The following is a 16,090-nucleotide window of genomic DNA, read 5'->3' as shown; positions in this document are numbered from 1 at the left end:
CCCTTGCCCCCCCCCCCCCCCGCGGGGGGCAAATTCCACCCCCCCCCTCACCCCCCCCCGCCCTCGCGCCCCCGCGGGGGTTGGGGGGGGGGGGGGGGGGGGGGGGGGGGGGGGGCGGGGCCCCCCCCCCCCCCACCACTCGGTGGGGACGGGGTTTGCGGAGTCGGGCGAGGGCACAAGGACCCGGTGCTGTCACGTGGGCCTGTGGTCCCCTGGCCGACTCATGTGTGGTGTGCTGACCGCTTGTTCCGCTCCGCGCCGAGGCGGGCGAAGTAGCCGATCAGGTCGGGGTTGTCGACCGCCGCGGGATTCAGGACCTGCTCGGCGGGGGCACCCTGGAGCAGGCGCTTGACGGGAACCTCGAGTTTCTTGCCGGTCTTCGTGTGCGGGAGGGCCGGTACGGCGAGGATCTCGTCGGGGACGTGGCGGGGTGAGGCGCCGGTGCGGACCGCGTCGCGGATCTTCTCGCGCAGGGAATCGTCCAGGCCGACCCCGTCGGCGAGGACCACGAAGAGCGGCATCCAGTAGCCGCCGTCGGGTTCCTCCGCACCGATGACGAGGGCCTCGGTGATCTCGGGGAGGCGTTCGACGACGTCGTGGATGTCGGCACTGCCCAGGCGCACGCCGTTGCGGTTGAGGGTGGCGTCGGAGCGGCCGTGGACGATCACCGAGCCGTGCGAGGTGAGCGTGATCCAGTCGCCGTGCCGCCACACACCGGGGTAGGCGGTGAAGTAGGCGTCGCGGTAGCGGCTGCCGTCGGGGTCGTTCCAGAAGTACAGCGGCATGGACGGCATGGGGCGGGTGACGACCAGTTCGCCGACCCGGTCGAGGACCGGGGTGCCCTTGTCGTCGTACGCGGCCAGCGCCACACCCAGGTTGGGCGCGGACAGCTCCCCCGCCCAGACAGGGGTCGTGGGGGCGCCGCCGGCGAAACCGGAGACGATGTCGGTGCCGCCGCTGGTGGAGGCCAGCTGGATGCCTGCGCCCACATGATCGCGGACCCAGGGGTACGCGGAGGCGGGCAGAGCGGAGCCCGTGCAACCGACGACGCGGATGGCCGACAGGTCGTGCACGGAGGGTTCGACGCCCAGCTTGGCCATCGCCAGCAGATACTGCGGGCTCGTGCCGAAGACCGTGACCTTGTGGCGGGCCGCCAGCTCCCAGAGGATGTCCGGGCGCGCATGCGGTGCCGGGCTGCCGTCGTAGGTGCAGGTGGTGGCACCGGTCAGCAGGGTGGAGACGACCAGGTTCCACATCATCCAGTGGGTGGTGGTGTACCACAGCAGGCGGTCCCCGGTGCCCAGATCGGTGTGCAGGCCGAGGGTCTTGAGGTGTTCGAGCAGGACCCCGCCGTGCCCGTGGACGATGCCCTTGGGCAGGCCGGTGGTGCCGGAGGAGAAGACGACCCACAGAGGGTGGTCGAACGGCACCAGGGCGATGGTGAGGTACTCGACGCGGGTGGCCGCGTCCTCCCAGGGAACCGTCAGCCCCGACTCCCCGCCCTCGGGCCACGCAAGGCCCACGTGGTCCACGAGCACCGTGGCCTTCAGCGTCGGCAGGGCAGCGGCCAGTTCGAGCGAGGCGGCGCGGCGGTCGTGCGTGGTGCCGTTGAAGAGATAGCCGTCAGCGGTGATGAGGACCGTGGGTTCGAGCTGGGCGAAGCGGTCGGCTGCGGCCTTGGGTGCGTAGTCCTGGCCGCACACCGACCACACCGCGCCCAGGCTTGCGGTGGCGAGGAAGGCGATGACGGCGTGGGGGGTATTGGGCAGATAGCCCACCACCCGGTCGCCCTGTCCGACGCCCAGGTCGCGCAGGGTGGCGGCGACGGAGGCGACCCGGGCGCGCAGCTCCCGGCCCGTTATCTCGTAGTCGGCTCCGGTCTCGTCCAGGGCGGTGATGGCGGGAGCGTCCGGGTGCAGGTTGCGCAGCGCGTGGTGGGCGTAGTTGAGGGTGGCGCCGGGGAACCACTGGGCGCCGGGCATGGTCTCCTCGGCCAGCACCCGCTCGTACGGAGTCGTCGCGTCGATGTCGAAGTACTCCCACACCGCGGCCCAGAACCCTTCGAGGTCGGTGACGGACCACTGGTACAGGGCTCGGTAGTCCGTGGGGTCCTGGATCCCTTTGGCGCCCCGGTGCCGGGCCGCCCATCGGGCGAAGTCCGCGATGCGGCTGTGGGCGGCCGACTTCGGGTCGGGAGTGAAGAAGGGTTCCGGATACGGCGCGGGGTGCGGGGTGGTCATGGTGTGGTGCTCCTCGTCAGGCGGGCCGGGCGTCGGCGGTACGGCGGGCCGTGTGCAGCAGGGGGGCCCAGGCGACGGTGTCCGTGAAGTCGCCGGCGCCGGCCGGGACGGTGTCCATCACGACGCGGTCGGGGCGCAGCAGGACGGCGTCGGCACGGCCGCGCGCCAGCCAGCCGGCCAGGGTGCCGTCCTCGCCCAGGTCGTCGGCGTGGATCGTCGGGGCGCCCAGTGCGGTGGCCACGGCCGTCATCTGCGCCGTGGGTGGCACGGCGGTCAGGACGGCGAAGGAGTCCCCGAGGACGTCATCGAGGCGCACCCGCCTGCCGTCGTGCCGTACCCAGGGCTGCGGGCAGAAGGTGCCGGGCAGCACGCGGCCGGTCAGCCTGGGGCGGCGCCGTACGAGTGGACCGGCGGTCAGTGCGGGGCTGAGGTCGCGGCTCACCGTCGCGGTCACGCCGGGGATGCGGCAGGCCGTGCCCACGACGGCCCGGCGGAACGCCGCACCGCGGTCCTGTCCGCCGGTCATGGCCCAGCCGACGGCGACCGCCACGCGGATCACATGGCGGGCGTGCGGCTTGCGCTCGCGTTCGTAGGTGTCCAGCAGCCCTTCGTGTGCGCCCTGTTGGAGCACGCGCGCGAGTTTCCAGGTGAGGTTGTGGGCGTCACGCAGGCCCGCGCACAGACCCTGCCCGACGAAGGGCGGGGTGAGGTGGGCGGCGTCGCCCAGCAGGAAGACACGCCCCCTGCGCCACCGGTCGGCGAGACGGGCTCGGAAGGTGTACTGCGCCTGCCGCATCACCTCGAAGTCGTCGCCCGTCGAGGCGTCGGGCGGCAGGTCCACCCAGGGGGCGACCAGCTCGCGCAGGCGCTCCCATCCGTCCGGGCCGTCCAGGTGCTGATCGTCGGCCAGCCGGAACTCCCAGCGGTAGCGGTCGTCGCCGACGCGCATGAAGGTGGCCGGCCGGGTGGGGCAGCAGATCTGCTCGGCGCCTTCCCAGGTGCGCACCGGGCGGCTGGTGCGCACGTCGATGACCCGCCAGCTCTCCTCGAAGTGCAGGTCCTCCCATACGGCGCCGATGGCGTCACGGGTGAGGCTGCCCGCACCGTCGCAGCCGAGGACGGCATCGGCCCACAGGTGCTCCTCCTCGTCGCTGCCGCCCTCACGGCGGAAGGTCACCCGCACCGGAGCCGTCGGATCGTTCGGTCCGTCGGTGCCCCGTGCGACGGACTGGGTGACGGACACGACCTCCACCCCGCTCCACAGCTCGCACTCCGGGCGGCGCGCCAGGGCGTCACGCAGCAGGCGTTCCAGCTCGGGCTGGTCGAACATGCTGGTCTGCGGGAAGCCGTGGTGTCCGTGCAGGGACCTCGGGAACTCGGTGATCACGCGGCGCCGGGCGTCCATCAGCCGCAGCCCGGGCGCCGGGCGCGCCAGGGCGGCGAACTCCTCGTGGACACCGACGCTCTGCAGGATCCGACGGATCTCGTCGTCCACGACGACGGCGCGCGGCAGGGGGTAGATGTCCCCGTGGCGCTCGAGGAGCAAGCTGCGCACTCCGTGCCGGGCGAGCAGAAGGGCGGCCGTGACCCCGACGGGTCCGGCACCGATGATCACCACCGGTCTCCGGGATGCGGCCTTCATGGAGCGTCCGTAACGGGGGTCCGCTGCTCGCCGAGGTCGATCCGCCCGTCTGCGGTGGCGATCGTGGCGGTGATGAGGTCACCGTCGCGCAGGTAGCGGGGGTTCTTGGCCTGGCCCTTGAAGAACGCCTTCCACTTCAGTGCGGGCGGCAGCAGCGCACCGATCTTCTCGGCCGCCTTGGGCGGGGCCTTCAGGGCCGTGCCGCCGGGAGTGCCGGTCAGCAGCAGGTCGCCCGGGTCGAGGGTCTGGAAGCGGGAGAGCAGGGTGAGCGCCTGTGCGGGGCGTACGATCATGTCGGCCAGCGTGCGGTCCTGGCGCGGCACGCCGTTGACCGACAGCCGCAGCCGCAGGTTCAGCAGATGGGCGAAGTCCTCGGGCTCCAGGAGTGCCAGGTACGGCCCTGTCGGTGTGAAGGTCGGGTAGGACTTGCTCTCGTAGAACTGGGTCTTGGTCAACTGGACGTCGCGGGCGCTGACGTCGTTGGTCAGGACAAGGCCGGCGACGTAGCGCGGCAGGTCCTGCTCCTCGACGACGGTGCCCACGGGCAGGGTCGCGCCCATGACGAGGCCGAGTTCCACCTCGTAGTCGAGGAACTTCACGTGCGCGGGGCGGATGATCGTGTCATGGGGGCCGCTGACCGAGCCGGACGCCTTGCGGAAGAAGGCGGGCGGGATGTCGCCGGTGAAGCCCGAATCCTTGGCGTGGCTGCGGTAGTTGACCATCTGAGCGACCACCCTGCACGGGGTGGTGACCGGAGGCAGCGCCACCAGGTCGGCCACGGGCGTGCCGCTCTCGGCGGAGGCGGCGGCTTCGCGGACCGCGTCCCGGTCGGCGAGCAGTTCGGCGGTGGTGACGGCCTTGGTGTCAATGCGGACGGCGCGCTCGTCCCGGACGACCCACCAGCCGTCAATGGTGCGCAGAACGTTGGTGCTCATGAGCTCATCGCTTTCATCAGGCCCAGCAGGCGTGCGGGGTCGAGTTCGTTGTCGCCACGCAGGGCCGCCATGACCTCGCGCAGCTTGGCGGGAGAAGGGTTGGCGCCCAGGAAGTCTCGGGTGACCGGCGGGCCCCACTGGGCCAGGCCGCTCGCCGACATCGGTGCCCAGCCGGGCTCCAGGTCGCAGGAGAAGAGGTCGCCGTCGGCGAAGTGCTCCAGCATGAAGTGGTCGGGGTCGCGCCAGTAGTCGAACAGCTGGCTGCCCTGGATGTGCCGTCCGATGCCCCAGCTGCGCTTGTAGCCGCGCTCGGCCAGGTACTCCCCACCGGCGGCGATCGCGTCGAGGTCGGTGACCTGGTAGGCCGAGTGGACGTAGCCGGTTCCGGGCCCCAGGTGCAGGGCCAGCGTGTGGTGATCGACGGCCACGCTCCCCTGGTCGCACCGGATGAACGCCATCGTCGGCCCGCGCCCGCGCTGCCCGTCCAGGAACAGGAAGTCGGACGCGATCATCCCGAGGGTGTCCAGGTACCAGTCCAGGGTGCGGGTGAACACCCGTGTCTCCAGTACCACATGGCCCAGCCGCTGGATACGGGACGGCTCGCGGGGCGGACGCTGGGTGGCGTTCGTACGACGGGGTTCGGTGCCGAAGTTGAGGATCAGCGGCTGCTGCTCGGGCAGCGCGGGCAGCTGCTCGGCGCAGTGCACGACCCGGACCGGCAGGCCCGAGGGATCGAGCAGGGCGACCGACTGCCCACCGCCCGGTACGCCGATGTCCCGGACGGTACTGCCGGTGGCGCGGGCCAGCCGGTCCAGGTCGGCCCGCTCGGCCGCGCGGAACGCCGGCCCGATGAACCGGGACGCACGCCCACGCCGGATGACCATGCAGGGTGAGCCGGCGAAGGTGCCGCGCAGCCACAGCTCCCCCTCGGTGCGGGCGGCGATCGTGAACCCGAAGTCACGCGCGAAGACCTCGGCCCGGTCCAGGTCCGGCTTCTCGAACTCAAGCCAGGCCAGATCCGCCGCCTTGATCACGGGATTCCGGGAACGTCCGGGGTGCTCTCCGCGCAGGGCGCCCTGCTCACCATGGAGGTCTTGGTGGGGCGTCTGGGGAGCGGCCCTGTTAACGGGGGTGTGGGACATGGTGTCCTCCAAGCAACACTGCTGTAATGAGGAAATCATCAACTTTGCCGTTACCCATCGTCAATAGGGTGGACCCAAATACTTGATGATCTCATCACTAATGGAGACTCATCGCGACGGTTGTTACACTCGCCGTATGCCGACGTCAGCCCCGCCCAAGAACCGCTTCGAGCGGCGCCGTGCCGAGACCCGTCAGGCGCTCGTCCGTGCGGCCCGGCAGATCCTCGCGGAGACCGGGGACACCAGCGCCAGCATCCAAGCCATCGCCGAGCGCGCGGACGTCGGTTTCGGCTCCTTCTACAACCACTTCGAGTCCAAGACGGAGCTGTTCGACGCCGCGGTGACAGATGCCCTGGACGAGTTCGGGCAGGTCATAGACGAGCGCGTACGAGGAATCGACGACCCGGCCGAGCTCGTCGCGGCGGGCTTCCGGCTCACCGCCCGGATGGCCGACTCCCACCCTGAACTCATGCGGATCCTGCGTGACCGCGGTCTGGCCCAGATCCACACCGACCGGGGCCTCGCCCCTCGAGCCCTGCGCGACCTGGAGATCGGCATCGCCTCGGGCCGCTTCACCTGCACCAACCCGACCACCGCCCTGTCCGCCCTCGGCGGGACCCTGCTGTCCCTCGTGGCGCTGCGGCTGGCCCGCCCCGACCTCGACGGCGACGAGGCCGCCTCCGACCTGGCAGAGATGGTCCTGCGCATGCTCGGCCTCCCGCCGGACGACGCCCACCAGGTGACCCGGCGGCCGCTGCCCGACCTCAGTTGACCCGGAGCACCGGCTGCGCCAGGACCCGTGGACACCGGAAACCGTGGGCGCCACCCGTCCGCCGGTGGCTGCGCGGACCCTCAACTTCGACCACGACCAGCCCGTGAGACCGGGCTCCTCCCCGACACCGCGCAACCAGATGCGGCCAGCTGAGGCTTCGCGGTCCACCAGGACGGCGTAACGTCGCCAGTGTGGACTTCACCGCGGACAGTCTCCTGTCCCGTGCCGCGCATGAACTCAGCCCGCGGGCGGACGAGGTGATCCACGACGTAGAGCAATGCCTGCGGCGCGAGGTCCCCGAGCTGTGGGACGAACTGGACATCGCACAGATGACGCGGGAGAACGTCGCCGAGCACGTCATCACCATGCTTTTTGGTATCGAGCACGACATCGAGCCAAGGCGGATCGATCCGCCGGCCGGCGACGCAGAGCGCGTGCGTCGGCTGGCTCAGCGCGGGAAGCCGGTCACAGCAATGCTGCGCGCCTTCCGGCTCTCGCAGGGCCATATCCTCGACCGGCTGCTCGAAGAGCTGCCCCGGCTCACCAGCGATGTAGAGCCGATCACCGCGGCGACACGCAAGCTGATCGCACTGTCGACCGAGTACACGGACCACACATCGGAGACGGGCGTCCTGGCCTTCCAGGAGGAGCGGGATCGCCAGGTGCAGTGGCGGCTGTCGGTGGTGAACGAGGCGAGCGTACGCGTCGGAACGACCCTGGACATCGCCCGCACCGCCCAGGAGTTGGCGGACCTGGCCACCGAGCACCTCGCCGACGCCGTCACGGTCGACCTCCTCGACACGTCTTCCGGAGAGGAGTCTCCTGCGAAGGACACTCTCGTGGTCCGCCGGGTCGTCCAGCGGTCGGCGATGGACGGTTACCCCGAGACGACCTACCTGGAAGAGATCTACAGGGAATCGTCGGTTCCGCTGCAGCAGCTCCACAGGTATCCGGACGGATCACCACCGGCTCGCGCCCTGGTCACCGGCCGGCCCTCACGGCACCACCTCGGCCCGTCCGCATCAATGCTGCTGGTACCCCTGTGCGCCCGTGGCACCACGCTGGGTGTCGCTCAGTTCTTCCGTCACCACAAGCCCGACGCGTACGGGGACGAGGACCTGCTCCTCGCCCAGGAGGTCGCAGCCAGGGCGGCGGTGGCCATCGACAACGCCCGCCGGTACACGCACGCGCGCGCCACCGCCCTCACCCTCCAGCGCAGTCTGCTCCCGCGCAGTACACCCGAGCAGTCCGCCGTGGAGGTCGCCTGCCGCTACCTGCCTGCCGCCGCCCAGCTCGGCGTGGGCGGCGACTGGTACGACGTCATCCCGCTGTCCGGTGCCCGGGTCGCACTTGTCGTGGGCGACGTGGTCGGCCACGGCATCCACGCCGCCGCCACCATGGGCCGGCTGCGGACCGCCGTGCGCACCCTCGCCGACATCGACCTGCCGCCCGACGAGCTCCTCACCCACCTGGACGACGTCGTCATCCGCCTGTCCGCCGAGGTCTCTTCCGAAGTCTCTGTCCAAACGGACACCGAATCCGCGGGGGACATCGGGGCCACCTGCCTGTACGCCGTCTACGACCCCGTCGCCAGCCGCTGCACCCTCGCCCGCGCGGGCCACGTGCTGCCCGTCGTGCTGACCCGGGACGGAACCGCCGACATCCTCAAGCTGCCCGCCGGCCCGCCACTCGGCCTGGGCGGCCTACCATTCGAGTCGGCGGAGATCGACCTGCCCGAGGGCAGCCTCATCGCCCTGTACACCAATGGCCTGATCGAGGCCCTCGACCACGACATCGAGGCGGGCCTCACCCGACTGCGCCAAGCCCTCGCGCAGTCCTCCACCTCCCTGGAAGCGACCTGCGACACCGTCCTCGAAGCGCTGCTGCCCGCAGACCGACCGCACGACGACGTGGCACTCCTCCTGGCCCGCACCCACACCCTCGGGGACAGTCAAGTCGCCACCTGGGACGTAGATGCCGACCCGGCCGAGGTCGCCCGGGTCAGAGCGAGCGTCTCCGAGCAGCTGACCACCTGGGGACTGGAGGAACTCGACTTCACCACCGAACTTGTCGTCAGCGAACTGGTCACCAACGCCATCCGTTACGGCCAGCCTCCCATCCAGCTGCGTCTCATCCACGATCGCACCCTCATGTGCGAGGTCGCGGATGCCGGCAGCACGACTCCGCACCTGCGCCGGGCCCGTGTCTTCGACGAGGGCGGGCGAGGCCTGTTCCTCGTCGCCCAACTCGCCGAGCACTGGGGAACGCGCCATGCCCGCCGCGGCAAGACGGTCTGGGCGGAGTGCGCCCCGGGCACACCGAAGCTCTTCTCGGACGCGGCAGCACTGGACGTGGAGGGTCTTCCTGAGGTCGTATGAGCACCATCTCCCCCGGCCCGCCGAGACGATCGCGAGGTTTTTCGACGCCTCCTCCAGGGCGCCCCCGCCGAGCAGGTCCTCAACCCCGCGGCGGTCGACAACCCCGACCTCGTCGCCTACTTCGCCGGCCTGGGAACCGATCGCCGACGGCAGCGCGGCGGCACTCCGTCCGCGGACGACGCGGCGAGGAGCCACATGTGACGTCGTCGAGATGCCAGCTCTACCGCAGGCCGCGATCAAGGCTGTGACGGCGCTCGCACCACTGTAGGCGCCCGCCGCTCCCGCGGACAGCTGCCAAAAGACGTGCCGACTTCGACCGCAGTCGACTGATCGTCAACTGTTCAGGGCGCCGAGGAATTCCGGGAGCACCGCATTCACCTCGTCGGGGCGTTCCTCGGCGATCCAGTGGCCGCAGCCGGGCAGAGCCCGGCGTCCAGAAGGACGCCGGGCCCCTGCGTGCTCGCATCGGACGGTTACTTCATGGCCGCCAGGGCCGCGTCGACGCCCGCGATGGGCGAGCCGAGGCCGGTAACCGTGTCGTAGCCGGGGCCGGCTGTGCACTCCGCGCCGCAGCGGCCGTTGGAGCCGGAAGTGATGTCCCGCAGGGAGGTGCTGCCGAGCGCGTAGACGTCGGTGTGCGCCGTGTCTCCGTCGGGACCGTGCGAGGCCAGGTGCGGCTTGCCGGCGGCGGCCCGGAGCTGGTCGGCCGAGGCGATGATCGCGCCCCAGATCGGGGCGGACAGGCTGGTGCCGCCCACCTCGAACCACACGGATCTGGTGGTGTCACCGACGGTCATGGTCATGTAGACGGGCACGCCGGTGGATGGGTCGGCCACGAAGCTGACGTCCGGCGTGGCCCGGAGCGGCGAGGACTGCACGCCGTCCTGGTAGGCCGGGCGCGGCTCGAAGTAGCTCAGGCCGCCGCCGGTGGATTTCCACGCCGTCTCACCCGTGGTGTTGCCGTCGGCGTCCAGTCGGAGGTTGGTGCCTCCGATGGCCAGGGCGTAGGGGTTGGTGGCCGAGTAGCCGCTGGGGTAGCCGGAGTCCCCGGTCGACTGGACGCAGACCGAGTCGGCCAGCTTGCAGTGGCCGTCGTAGAAGGCCTCCTCGGAGAACTCGCCGGTGCCCCAGCTGTTGCTGACCGCGGCCGGGTGCAGTGCCGCGGCGACGTCATCGGCCCGGGAGAGCGCGGCCATGGTCGGGTCTGTGCCTTCGACCAGGACGATCTTGGCCTGCGGGGCCACCGAGTGCGCCCACTCGATGTCCAGCGCCGCTTCCTCGTTCCAGCCGGTGTCGCCGTCGGGCTGGGTGCCGTCCGCGTAGACCTGCTGGAAGTCGAAGCAGTCCTCTCCCGCGCTCACCGTGTCGCAGGTCTGCGGCAGGTCGAAGTGCGCGGAGAAGTGGTTCAGGTCCTGCTTCGCCGTCGGGTAGTGGTAGGCGTCGACGATCGCGATCGTCTGGCCGGTGCCGTCGCCCTTGAGGCCCAGGCGTGCCTGGATCTGCTGCGGGGTGTAGCCGCGGGTGACCTCGCTGGTGTTGTCCCGGCCCACGCTCAGCTTCTTGGCTGCCGCGGTTTTGCTCTGGATCTCGATCGGGACCGAAGCGGTGCCGATCGGCATGTCGAGTTCCTTCAGCGGGCTCGCGCTGCGGGGGCGGTTGTCGTAGGGCTGATCGGCCCGGGCAGCGGCCGACGGGGCCGCGACCGATGTGCCGCCGCCCGGGGCGGGGATCCGGGAGGGCTCGTCCTCGGAGAGCTTGTAGGTGGTCAGGCCGTGCGGGAAGTAGTCGAGGTCGTTGATGGCGTTGCCGATCGCTTGGGCCGAGATGTTCAGGGCGCGCCAGTCGAGCGCGAGACCGATCATGTCGTCACCCGGTCCATCGCCCAGCTCGGCTGTCTGGACCTGGCTCGCTCCCAAGGCGGAGTCCACGGCGCTCTCGCGGAGGAACCCGTCGTTGTCCGCGAAGGGTGTGTCGTAGGACCACAGGGCCTGCCAGGCACCGACGAACGCTTCGGTTCCGCCGACGGACTTGGCGAACACTCCGGAGTAGAAGCCGAAGAAGGTGGGCACGTCGTAGGGCTCGCTGCCGTCCGCCGGGTAGACCATGTCGTTGAACTCGCGCATCTCGACCATGCCGGTCTTCTTGGACGCGACGAAGCCCTGTGACATCCCGGGGCTGTCGTAGGTCTTGATCACTGCGCCCGTGCGGGAATCGAGGATCTGGACCGGGTGCTGGTAGGTCGTGGGATCGCCGGTGTACGCGAAGGCGACACCATGCCCGTCCGCGCCCGGGATGTTCGGATCGGCCAGGGCCGGGTTGGTCGGCACGATCGCGACGGCGCCCGAACCGGTCGGGGTCTCGGTCCAGATCGGGGTGCCGGTGGCGGCGTCCAGGCTGACCGCCGTCGGCGCCGGATCGGTGGCCTCCCTGGGCAAGCCCCCCTTGTGTGTGCCGCCGTACTCGAAGAACAGGTGTCCGGCGTCGTCCGTGGTGACGCTGGAGAAGACCAGGCTCTTGCCCTCCGTGCCCTTCGGCCGGTACGTCCAGAGCTTCTTGCCCTGCGCGGTGTACGCGGTCAGGCTGCTGCCCGGGACGACGATCTCGCAGCCGCCGTGGCCGTTGCCCACGACCGCGAGCGAGGCGACATAGCCGCCGGTGTGCACATGCGCCCGCACGTCACCGGTGTGCGTGCTCAGCACGGTGAAGCCGTGATCGGTCGCGGCCACCACGGAGTCGCCGGCCGTGTCCTTGCCGGGGTTCGGCAGGAGACGCAGGGCGTGCACCGAGCTGTCGACCGTGGCCCTCCACAGGACGGTCGGCGTTGCCTTCTTCAGGGTCCTGCCGTCGAGGGCGAAGACGCCGCGGCTCTGACCACCGGTGATCAGGTCCTTGGTCCCGTCGCTGTTCACGTCCGTGGCGACGGCCGCGTACAAGTCGCCGGCCAGGGGTATGGCCTGCACCTTGCCGCTGCGGGGGTTGACCGTGTACGCGGTGTCGTCATAGCCGACGGTGAGGAGTCCGCCTTGGTAGTGGGTGAGCGTGTCGCCGGAGACGGCGCCCTCCTGCCGCCAGTCGAGGTGACCGGTCGCGGCATTCAATCCGATGAGCTGGGTGTGCTCTGGACCCGCGGGGGTGGCGGCGGTGTCTTTCGTCGGGTCCGAGAGCGAGGCGAACACCTCGCTGCCCTTCGCGTCGGACGACAGCTCCATGGTCGGGGCGTTGGGCCGGCCGACCGTGGAGGCAGTGGTGTAGGACCAGAGAGTGTGGCCCTGAACGTCCCAGCCGGAGATGGTGCTCTGACCGTCCGACAGGTCGGCGTCGATGCCGAGCTCGGCTACCGCGAACCGGGTCTGACCGCCGTGGGCGTTCGGCAGGACCTGGAATGCCTCCGGCACGGTGCCCTCACGTGAGGCGAGTACCGTGCGCTCGCCACTGTGCGCGTCGATCGCGGTCAGGTCCCAGCGAACCTTGTCGAACGGGTCGTTCTGCTCGACCACCAGGACGCGGTCCGCGCCCGGGTCCTTGAACAGCATGCGCGGGTAGCCGGGCATCTTGGCGTGCGACGCGACCTTGCCGTCGGAGGTGTCGAGCACGAGCACGTTGCCGGCGGCCGGGCGCGGGCTGCCCAGGCCCATGGGGGTGTCGGACCAGGACGCGGCGATCCGGCCGGCGCCCATCGACGTCAGATCGCCCCAGCGGGCCCAGGGCGCGTGCGTCGAGTAGGTCCAGTCGGCGGTCCCGGCGAGGTTGCCGTGAGCGGCGCGGCGGAAGCTGTAGGCGGTCAAGTTGCTGCGGCTGTCGCCCTGTTCGGCGACCGGATTGCCGCCCCAGTCCGGGCCGGTGGAGTCGGCGACGATCAGCTTGCCGTCCTGGACCAGCATGGTGCCGACGGAGCCGGGAACCAGCTTGTGCCACGCCGCCTTTCCGGTACGGCCGTCCAGGACGGTGACGAAGGTGCCGTAATGGAGCTGCGAACCGGGCGACGAGAACGGCCGGCCCGGCCAGTCGCCCACCACGTAGGCCACGGCGACGTCGTCGACACCGTCGCCGTTGAAGTCGGCCGTCACGTACGGGTGCTTGCCGCTGGCCGACATCTGGTACGGGTTGTAGCCGACATAGAGGTTCGGCAGATAGTCGTACGGCTGGAACCAGTTGTCAGGGGTCACCTGCCAGTCCTTGTACAAGGAGGTGGCTCCGCGGCCCCACACCTGCTTGCCCTGGGCGTCGTAACGGGCGACGTTGCCGCCGCTGAAGACGCCCACCCAGTCCTTGGTGCCGCCGAGCGCCACACCCTCGGCGAAGCCCCGCGCGGTCTCCCACTGGCCGGTCCGCTTGAAGCCCGGGGCGGTGGACGAGGTGTCGGTGTGCGTGCCCGAGCCCGCCGTCACGGTGGGCTTGGTGCCCGGCAGCTCCGGGGCGGCAGCGGCGGGGCCCTCCTGGGCGGCGACCTGCCCGGGCGTGCCGTCGATCCGGGGTTGGTACCGCTTGCTGAGTTTCTCGATCGCGGCGGCGGTCAGCCGGATGCCCTTCGCGCCCTGCTGAGGGGCCGCCTGAGCCGGCGGTGTGACCAGCAGACCCGCGGCAAGCCCCAGCACGGTGGCGACCACGCCGGAGCGTATGCCCATTCTTCGTATTTTCAATTGCCCATGCGCCTCTCGGTGGGAACAGGGCGGCCGGCTCACAGAGAGCACTGGTGAACGGCCCTGTGGGGATGCCGGTACTGTTCCAGGACACCCGTCCCACCGGGTGAGGAACGGCTGGCCGGTACCGGTCAGCAGCCGGTAACGGCCACACGCCGCCTCAGCCGGACAACACAGGAGGGAGGCGAGCCTGTGCTGGAGTCCCTGGGTCTCGACGATCCGACCGAGCGCACCTATCGCCATCTGCTGGCTTCGCCGCCACTGACCGCGACCGAACTGGCCAGGCATCAGTCCTGCAGCACGACACAGGCCCGCCGCATGCTGGACGAACTGGTCGCCACGGGCCTCGCGGTCCCCTCGGCAGGAAGGCCCACCCGCTACGCCCCGGTGGACCCGCGCATCGGCCTGGCCGCCCTGATCCGCGCGCGCCAACTGGAACTGGAGCGCGCGGCGGCCGCACTGGACGCCTACGGCGCCGAGTTCAACGAGCGCAAGCTGAGCTCTGATCCGAGCCGACTGGTCGAGATCGTCGAGGGGCCGACCGCGATCACCGCCTGGCTGACCGAGCTGATGGCGGGCGCCGAGCACGAGGTCCTGTGCTTCGACACCCCGCCCTATCTCACGGCTGACGCGAGTGCATTGCAGTTCGAGGAGGACCTGCTGGCCCGTGGCGTGCGGGCACGGGCCATCTACTCGAGCCAGGTGCTGGCCATCCCCGAGCGCGCGGAACTGCTCCAGCACCTCGTGCTCCTCGGGGAACAAGCCCGGGTGCTGCCCCATGTGCCGCTGAAACTGCTGGTCTTCGACCGCCGCGATGCCCTCGTTCCGCTCACCGCCGGCGCCGACGGCCTGCGCAGTACCGCCGCCCTGGTCCACCGGTCACCGCTGTGCGACGCCCTCGTCGAGCTCTTCGAGGCCAGCTGGCAGCAGGCCACCCCCGTGTTCGGCAGCGAGGCCCAGGAGACGGAAGAGCAGCCCGACCTCAGCGAGGCCGACCGTGCCCTGCTCCACCTGCTCCACGCCGGGCTGAAGGACGAGACCATAGCCCGCCAACTCGGCCTCAGCGAACGCACCCTGCGCCGCCGGATCACCGACCTGACCACCCGCCTCGGGGCGACGAGCCGATTCCAGGCGGGCGCGCAGGCAGTCCGCCGCGGCTGGCTCTGAACCCCCTGTGGTTCAGGGAGCCGGGAGCGAAAAACCGTGGGCGCCGGTGCTCCCTCAAGCACCGGCGCCCACTCACCCCTGCCCGAGGTGGTCTTGATGAACTTTCTGTTCAGTTATCAGGGGACGAGGATGAGGCGGATCGGGTCGCCGATCTTGTTCTCCAGCCGGTTCACCGCGTCGGCGGCCTCGGCCAGTGGGATGTGGTCGGTGATGGAGGGGGCCAGGTCGAGACGGCCGACCTCGGCCAGCCGCACCAGCTCGGCGACGGACTCGGGGGTGCCGCCGTAGTGGCCGCGCACCTGCTTCGACAGGTAGTTGAAGGTCAGGCCTTCGGTGATCGTGAGCGGCCTGGGGCTGATGCCGACCAGGATGAGGACTCCGTTCAGGCCGAGCGCAGCGGCGGCCTGCTCACGGACGGCCGGCACGCCAGCGCAGTCGAAGGCGAAGTCCAGGCCCCGTCCGCCAGTGGCCGCGCGGACCTGGTCGGCGAAGTCGGGCGCGGCCGGGTCCAGAGCGACATCCGCACCGAAGGCCAGGGCACGCTCCCGGGCGCCGGGCAGCGGGTCGACGGCGATGATCGGCGCGGCGCCGGCCAGGCGGGCGACGCGGACGTTGTGGGCGCCGACACCGCCCACGCCCCAGATGCCGACGGACTGTGCGGGGCGCACCCCGGCGGTGGCGACGACGGCGGCGTAGGGGGTGGAGACCGCGTCGGGGATGATCGCGGCCTGGTCGAAGGGGAGGCTGTCGGGGATGGGGATGAGGGTGTCCTCGCGGGCGACGGTGTACTGGGCCCAGCCGCCGTCGTAGTCGATGCCGGCGGTGAGCATCCGGGTGCAGGGGCGGCGGCGCACGCAGCCGGCGCACTGGCCGCAGGTCTTGCCGGCCTCCAGGGTGACGCGGGTGCCGACGGTCAGGCCGCGCTTGAGGTCGGGGCCGAGGGTGTGGATCACACCGGAGACCTCGTGGCCGACGGTGACCGTGTCGGAGGTGGCGAACAGCGGGACGAGGGAGCCGTCGATGAGGTGGACGTCCGAGAGGCAGACGCCTGCGGCCTTGACCTCGATGAGGACCTCGCCCGGACCGGGCACAGGTACGAGGACCTCCTCCACGGCGAACTTCTTGCTGTCCAGGTGGAAGCGTCCGGCGAGCATGGTGTCCATGGTGATCTGCT

At 70.7% G+C, this 16,090-nt stretch carries 9 protein-coding genes; 3 read left to right on the top strand and 6 right to left on the bottom strand.

From position 1 onward, the window contains the following. Nucleotides 1-221: 221 nt before the first annotated feature. From ACFYXB_RS40540 to ACFYXB_RS40525, 4 genes are read right to left on the bottom strand one after another with little or no spacing between them, the layout of a single operon-like run. Nucleotides 222-2,240 (bottom strand): acetoacetate--CoA ligase, encoded by a 2,019-nt coding sequence (locus ACFYXB_RS40540; RefSeq protein WP_389590097.1) that lies wholly within the window; start codon nt 2,238-2,240, stop codon nt 222-224. Nucleotides 2,241-2,256: 16 nt separating this feature from the next. Continuing rightward, nucleotides 2,257-3,882, bottom strand: a complete 1,626-nt coding sequence (locus ACFYXB_RS40535; protein ID WP_389590095.1) for a bifunctional 3-(3-hydroxy-phenyl)propionate/3-hydroxycinnamic acid hydroxylase — start codon at nt 3,880-3,882, stop codon at nt 2,257-2,259. Continuing rightward, the gene (locus ACFYXB_RS40530) at nt 3,879-4,817 is read right to left on the bottom strand and encodes a fumarylacetoacetate hydrolase family protein (protein WP_351362692.1); all 939 of its coding nucleotides are present in this window, start codon (nt 4,815-4,817) and stop codon (nt 3,879-3,881) included. Before ACFYXB_RS40530 ends, ACFYXB_RS40535 begins: the two co-directional genes overlap by 4 nt. After that, a complete protein-coding gene (locus ACFYXB_RS40525; protein ID WP_389590093.1) occupies nt 4,814-5,959 on the bottom strand; it encodes a VOC family protein in 1,146 nt (381 codons plus the stop codon). The genes ACFYXB_RS40530 and ACFYXB_RS40525 overlap by 4 nt, the downstream gene beginning before the upstream one ends. 136 nt (nt 5,960-6,095) lie before the next feature. Here ACFYXB_RS40525 and ACFYXB_RS40520 point away from each other — a divergent pair, with 136 nt between their 5' ends. Next, on the top strand, nt 6,096-6,731 hold the full coding sequence (locus tag ACFYXB_RS40520; protein ID WP_389590092.1) for a TetR/AcrR family transcriptional regulator: 636 nt from the start codon (nt 6,096-6,098) through the stop codon (nt 6,729-6,731). A 191-nt stretch (nt 6,732-6,922) separates the two neighbouring features. Then, nucleotides 6,923-9,109 (top strand): SpoIIE family protein phosphatase, encoded by a 2,187-nt coding sequence (locus ACFYXB_RS40515; RefSeq protein WP_389590091.1) that lies wholly within the window; start codon nt 6,923-6,925, stop codon nt 9,107-9,109. 473 nt (nt 9,110-9,582) lie between these two features. On the opposite strand, the gene ACFYXB_RS40510 is transcribed toward ACFYXB_RS40515, so the two are convergent. Then, nucleotides 9,583-13,734 (bottom strand): hypothetical protein, encoded by a 4,152-nt coding sequence (locus tag ACFYXB_RS40510; protein WP_389590089.1) that lies wholly within the window; start codon nt 13,732-13,734, stop codon nt 9,583-9,585. 207 nt (nt 13,735-13,941) lie between these two features. Here ACFYXB_RS40510 and ACFYXB_RS40505 point away from each other — a divergent pair, with 207 nt between their 5' ends. Beyond that, on the top strand, nt 13,942-14,916 hold the full coding sequence (locus tag ACFYXB_RS40505; RefSeq protein ID WP_389590088.1) for a helix-turn-helix domain-containing protein: 975 nt from the start codon (nt 13,942-13,944) through the stop codon (nt 14,914-14,916). A gap of 116 nt (nt 14,917-15,032) precedes the next feature. Here ACFYXB_RS40505 and ACFYXB_RS40500 read toward each other — a convergent pair whose 3' ends face one another. Then, entirely contained in the window at nt 15,033-16,079 is a 1,047-nt protein-coding gene (locus tag ACFYXB_RS40500) for a zinc-binding dehydrogenase (protein ID WP_389590087.1), read from the bottom strand. Nucleotides 16,080-16,090 lie beyond the last annotated feature (11 nt).

It is taken from the genome of Streptomyces sp. NPDC002619 (assembly GCF_042889305.1).
Classification (GTDB): domain Bacteria; phylum Actinomycetota; class Actinomycetes; order Streptomycetales; family Streptomycetaceae; genus Streptomyces.
Note: the sequence above shows the minus strand (reverse complement) of the source record. Positions and strands in the feature narration are given on the sequence as shown.

Coding starts and splice junctions, on each gene's coding strand:
- ACFYXB_RS40535 (WP_389590095.1), bottom strand. CDS start 3,882: ATGAAGGCCGCATCCCGGAGACCGGTGGTGATCATCGGTGCCGGACCC.
- ACFYXB_RS40540 (WP_389590097.1), bottom strand. CDS start 2,240: ATGACCACCCCGCACCCCGCGCCGTATCCGGAACCCTTCTTCACTCCC.
- ACFYXB_RS40500 (WP_389590087.1), bottom strand. CDS start 16,079: ATGGACACCATGCTCGCCGGACGCTTCCACCTGGACAGCAAGAAGTTC.
- ACFYXB_RS40520 (WP_389590092.1), top strand. CDS start 6,096: ATGCCGACGTCAGCCCCGCCCAAGAACCGCTTCGAGCGGCGCCGTGCC.
- ACFYXB_RS40530 (WP_351362692.1), bottom strand. CDS start 4,817: ATGAGCACCAACGTTCTGCGCACCATTGACGGCTGGTGGGTCGTCCGG.
- ACFYXB_RS40510 (WP_389590089.1), bottom strand. CDS start 13,734: ATGGGCATACGCTCCGGCGTGGTCGCCACCGTGCTGGGGCTTGCCGCG.
- ACFYXB_RS40525 (WP_389590093.1), bottom strand. CDS start 5,959: ATGTCCCACACCCCCGTTAACAGGGCCGCTCCCCAGACGCCCCACCAA.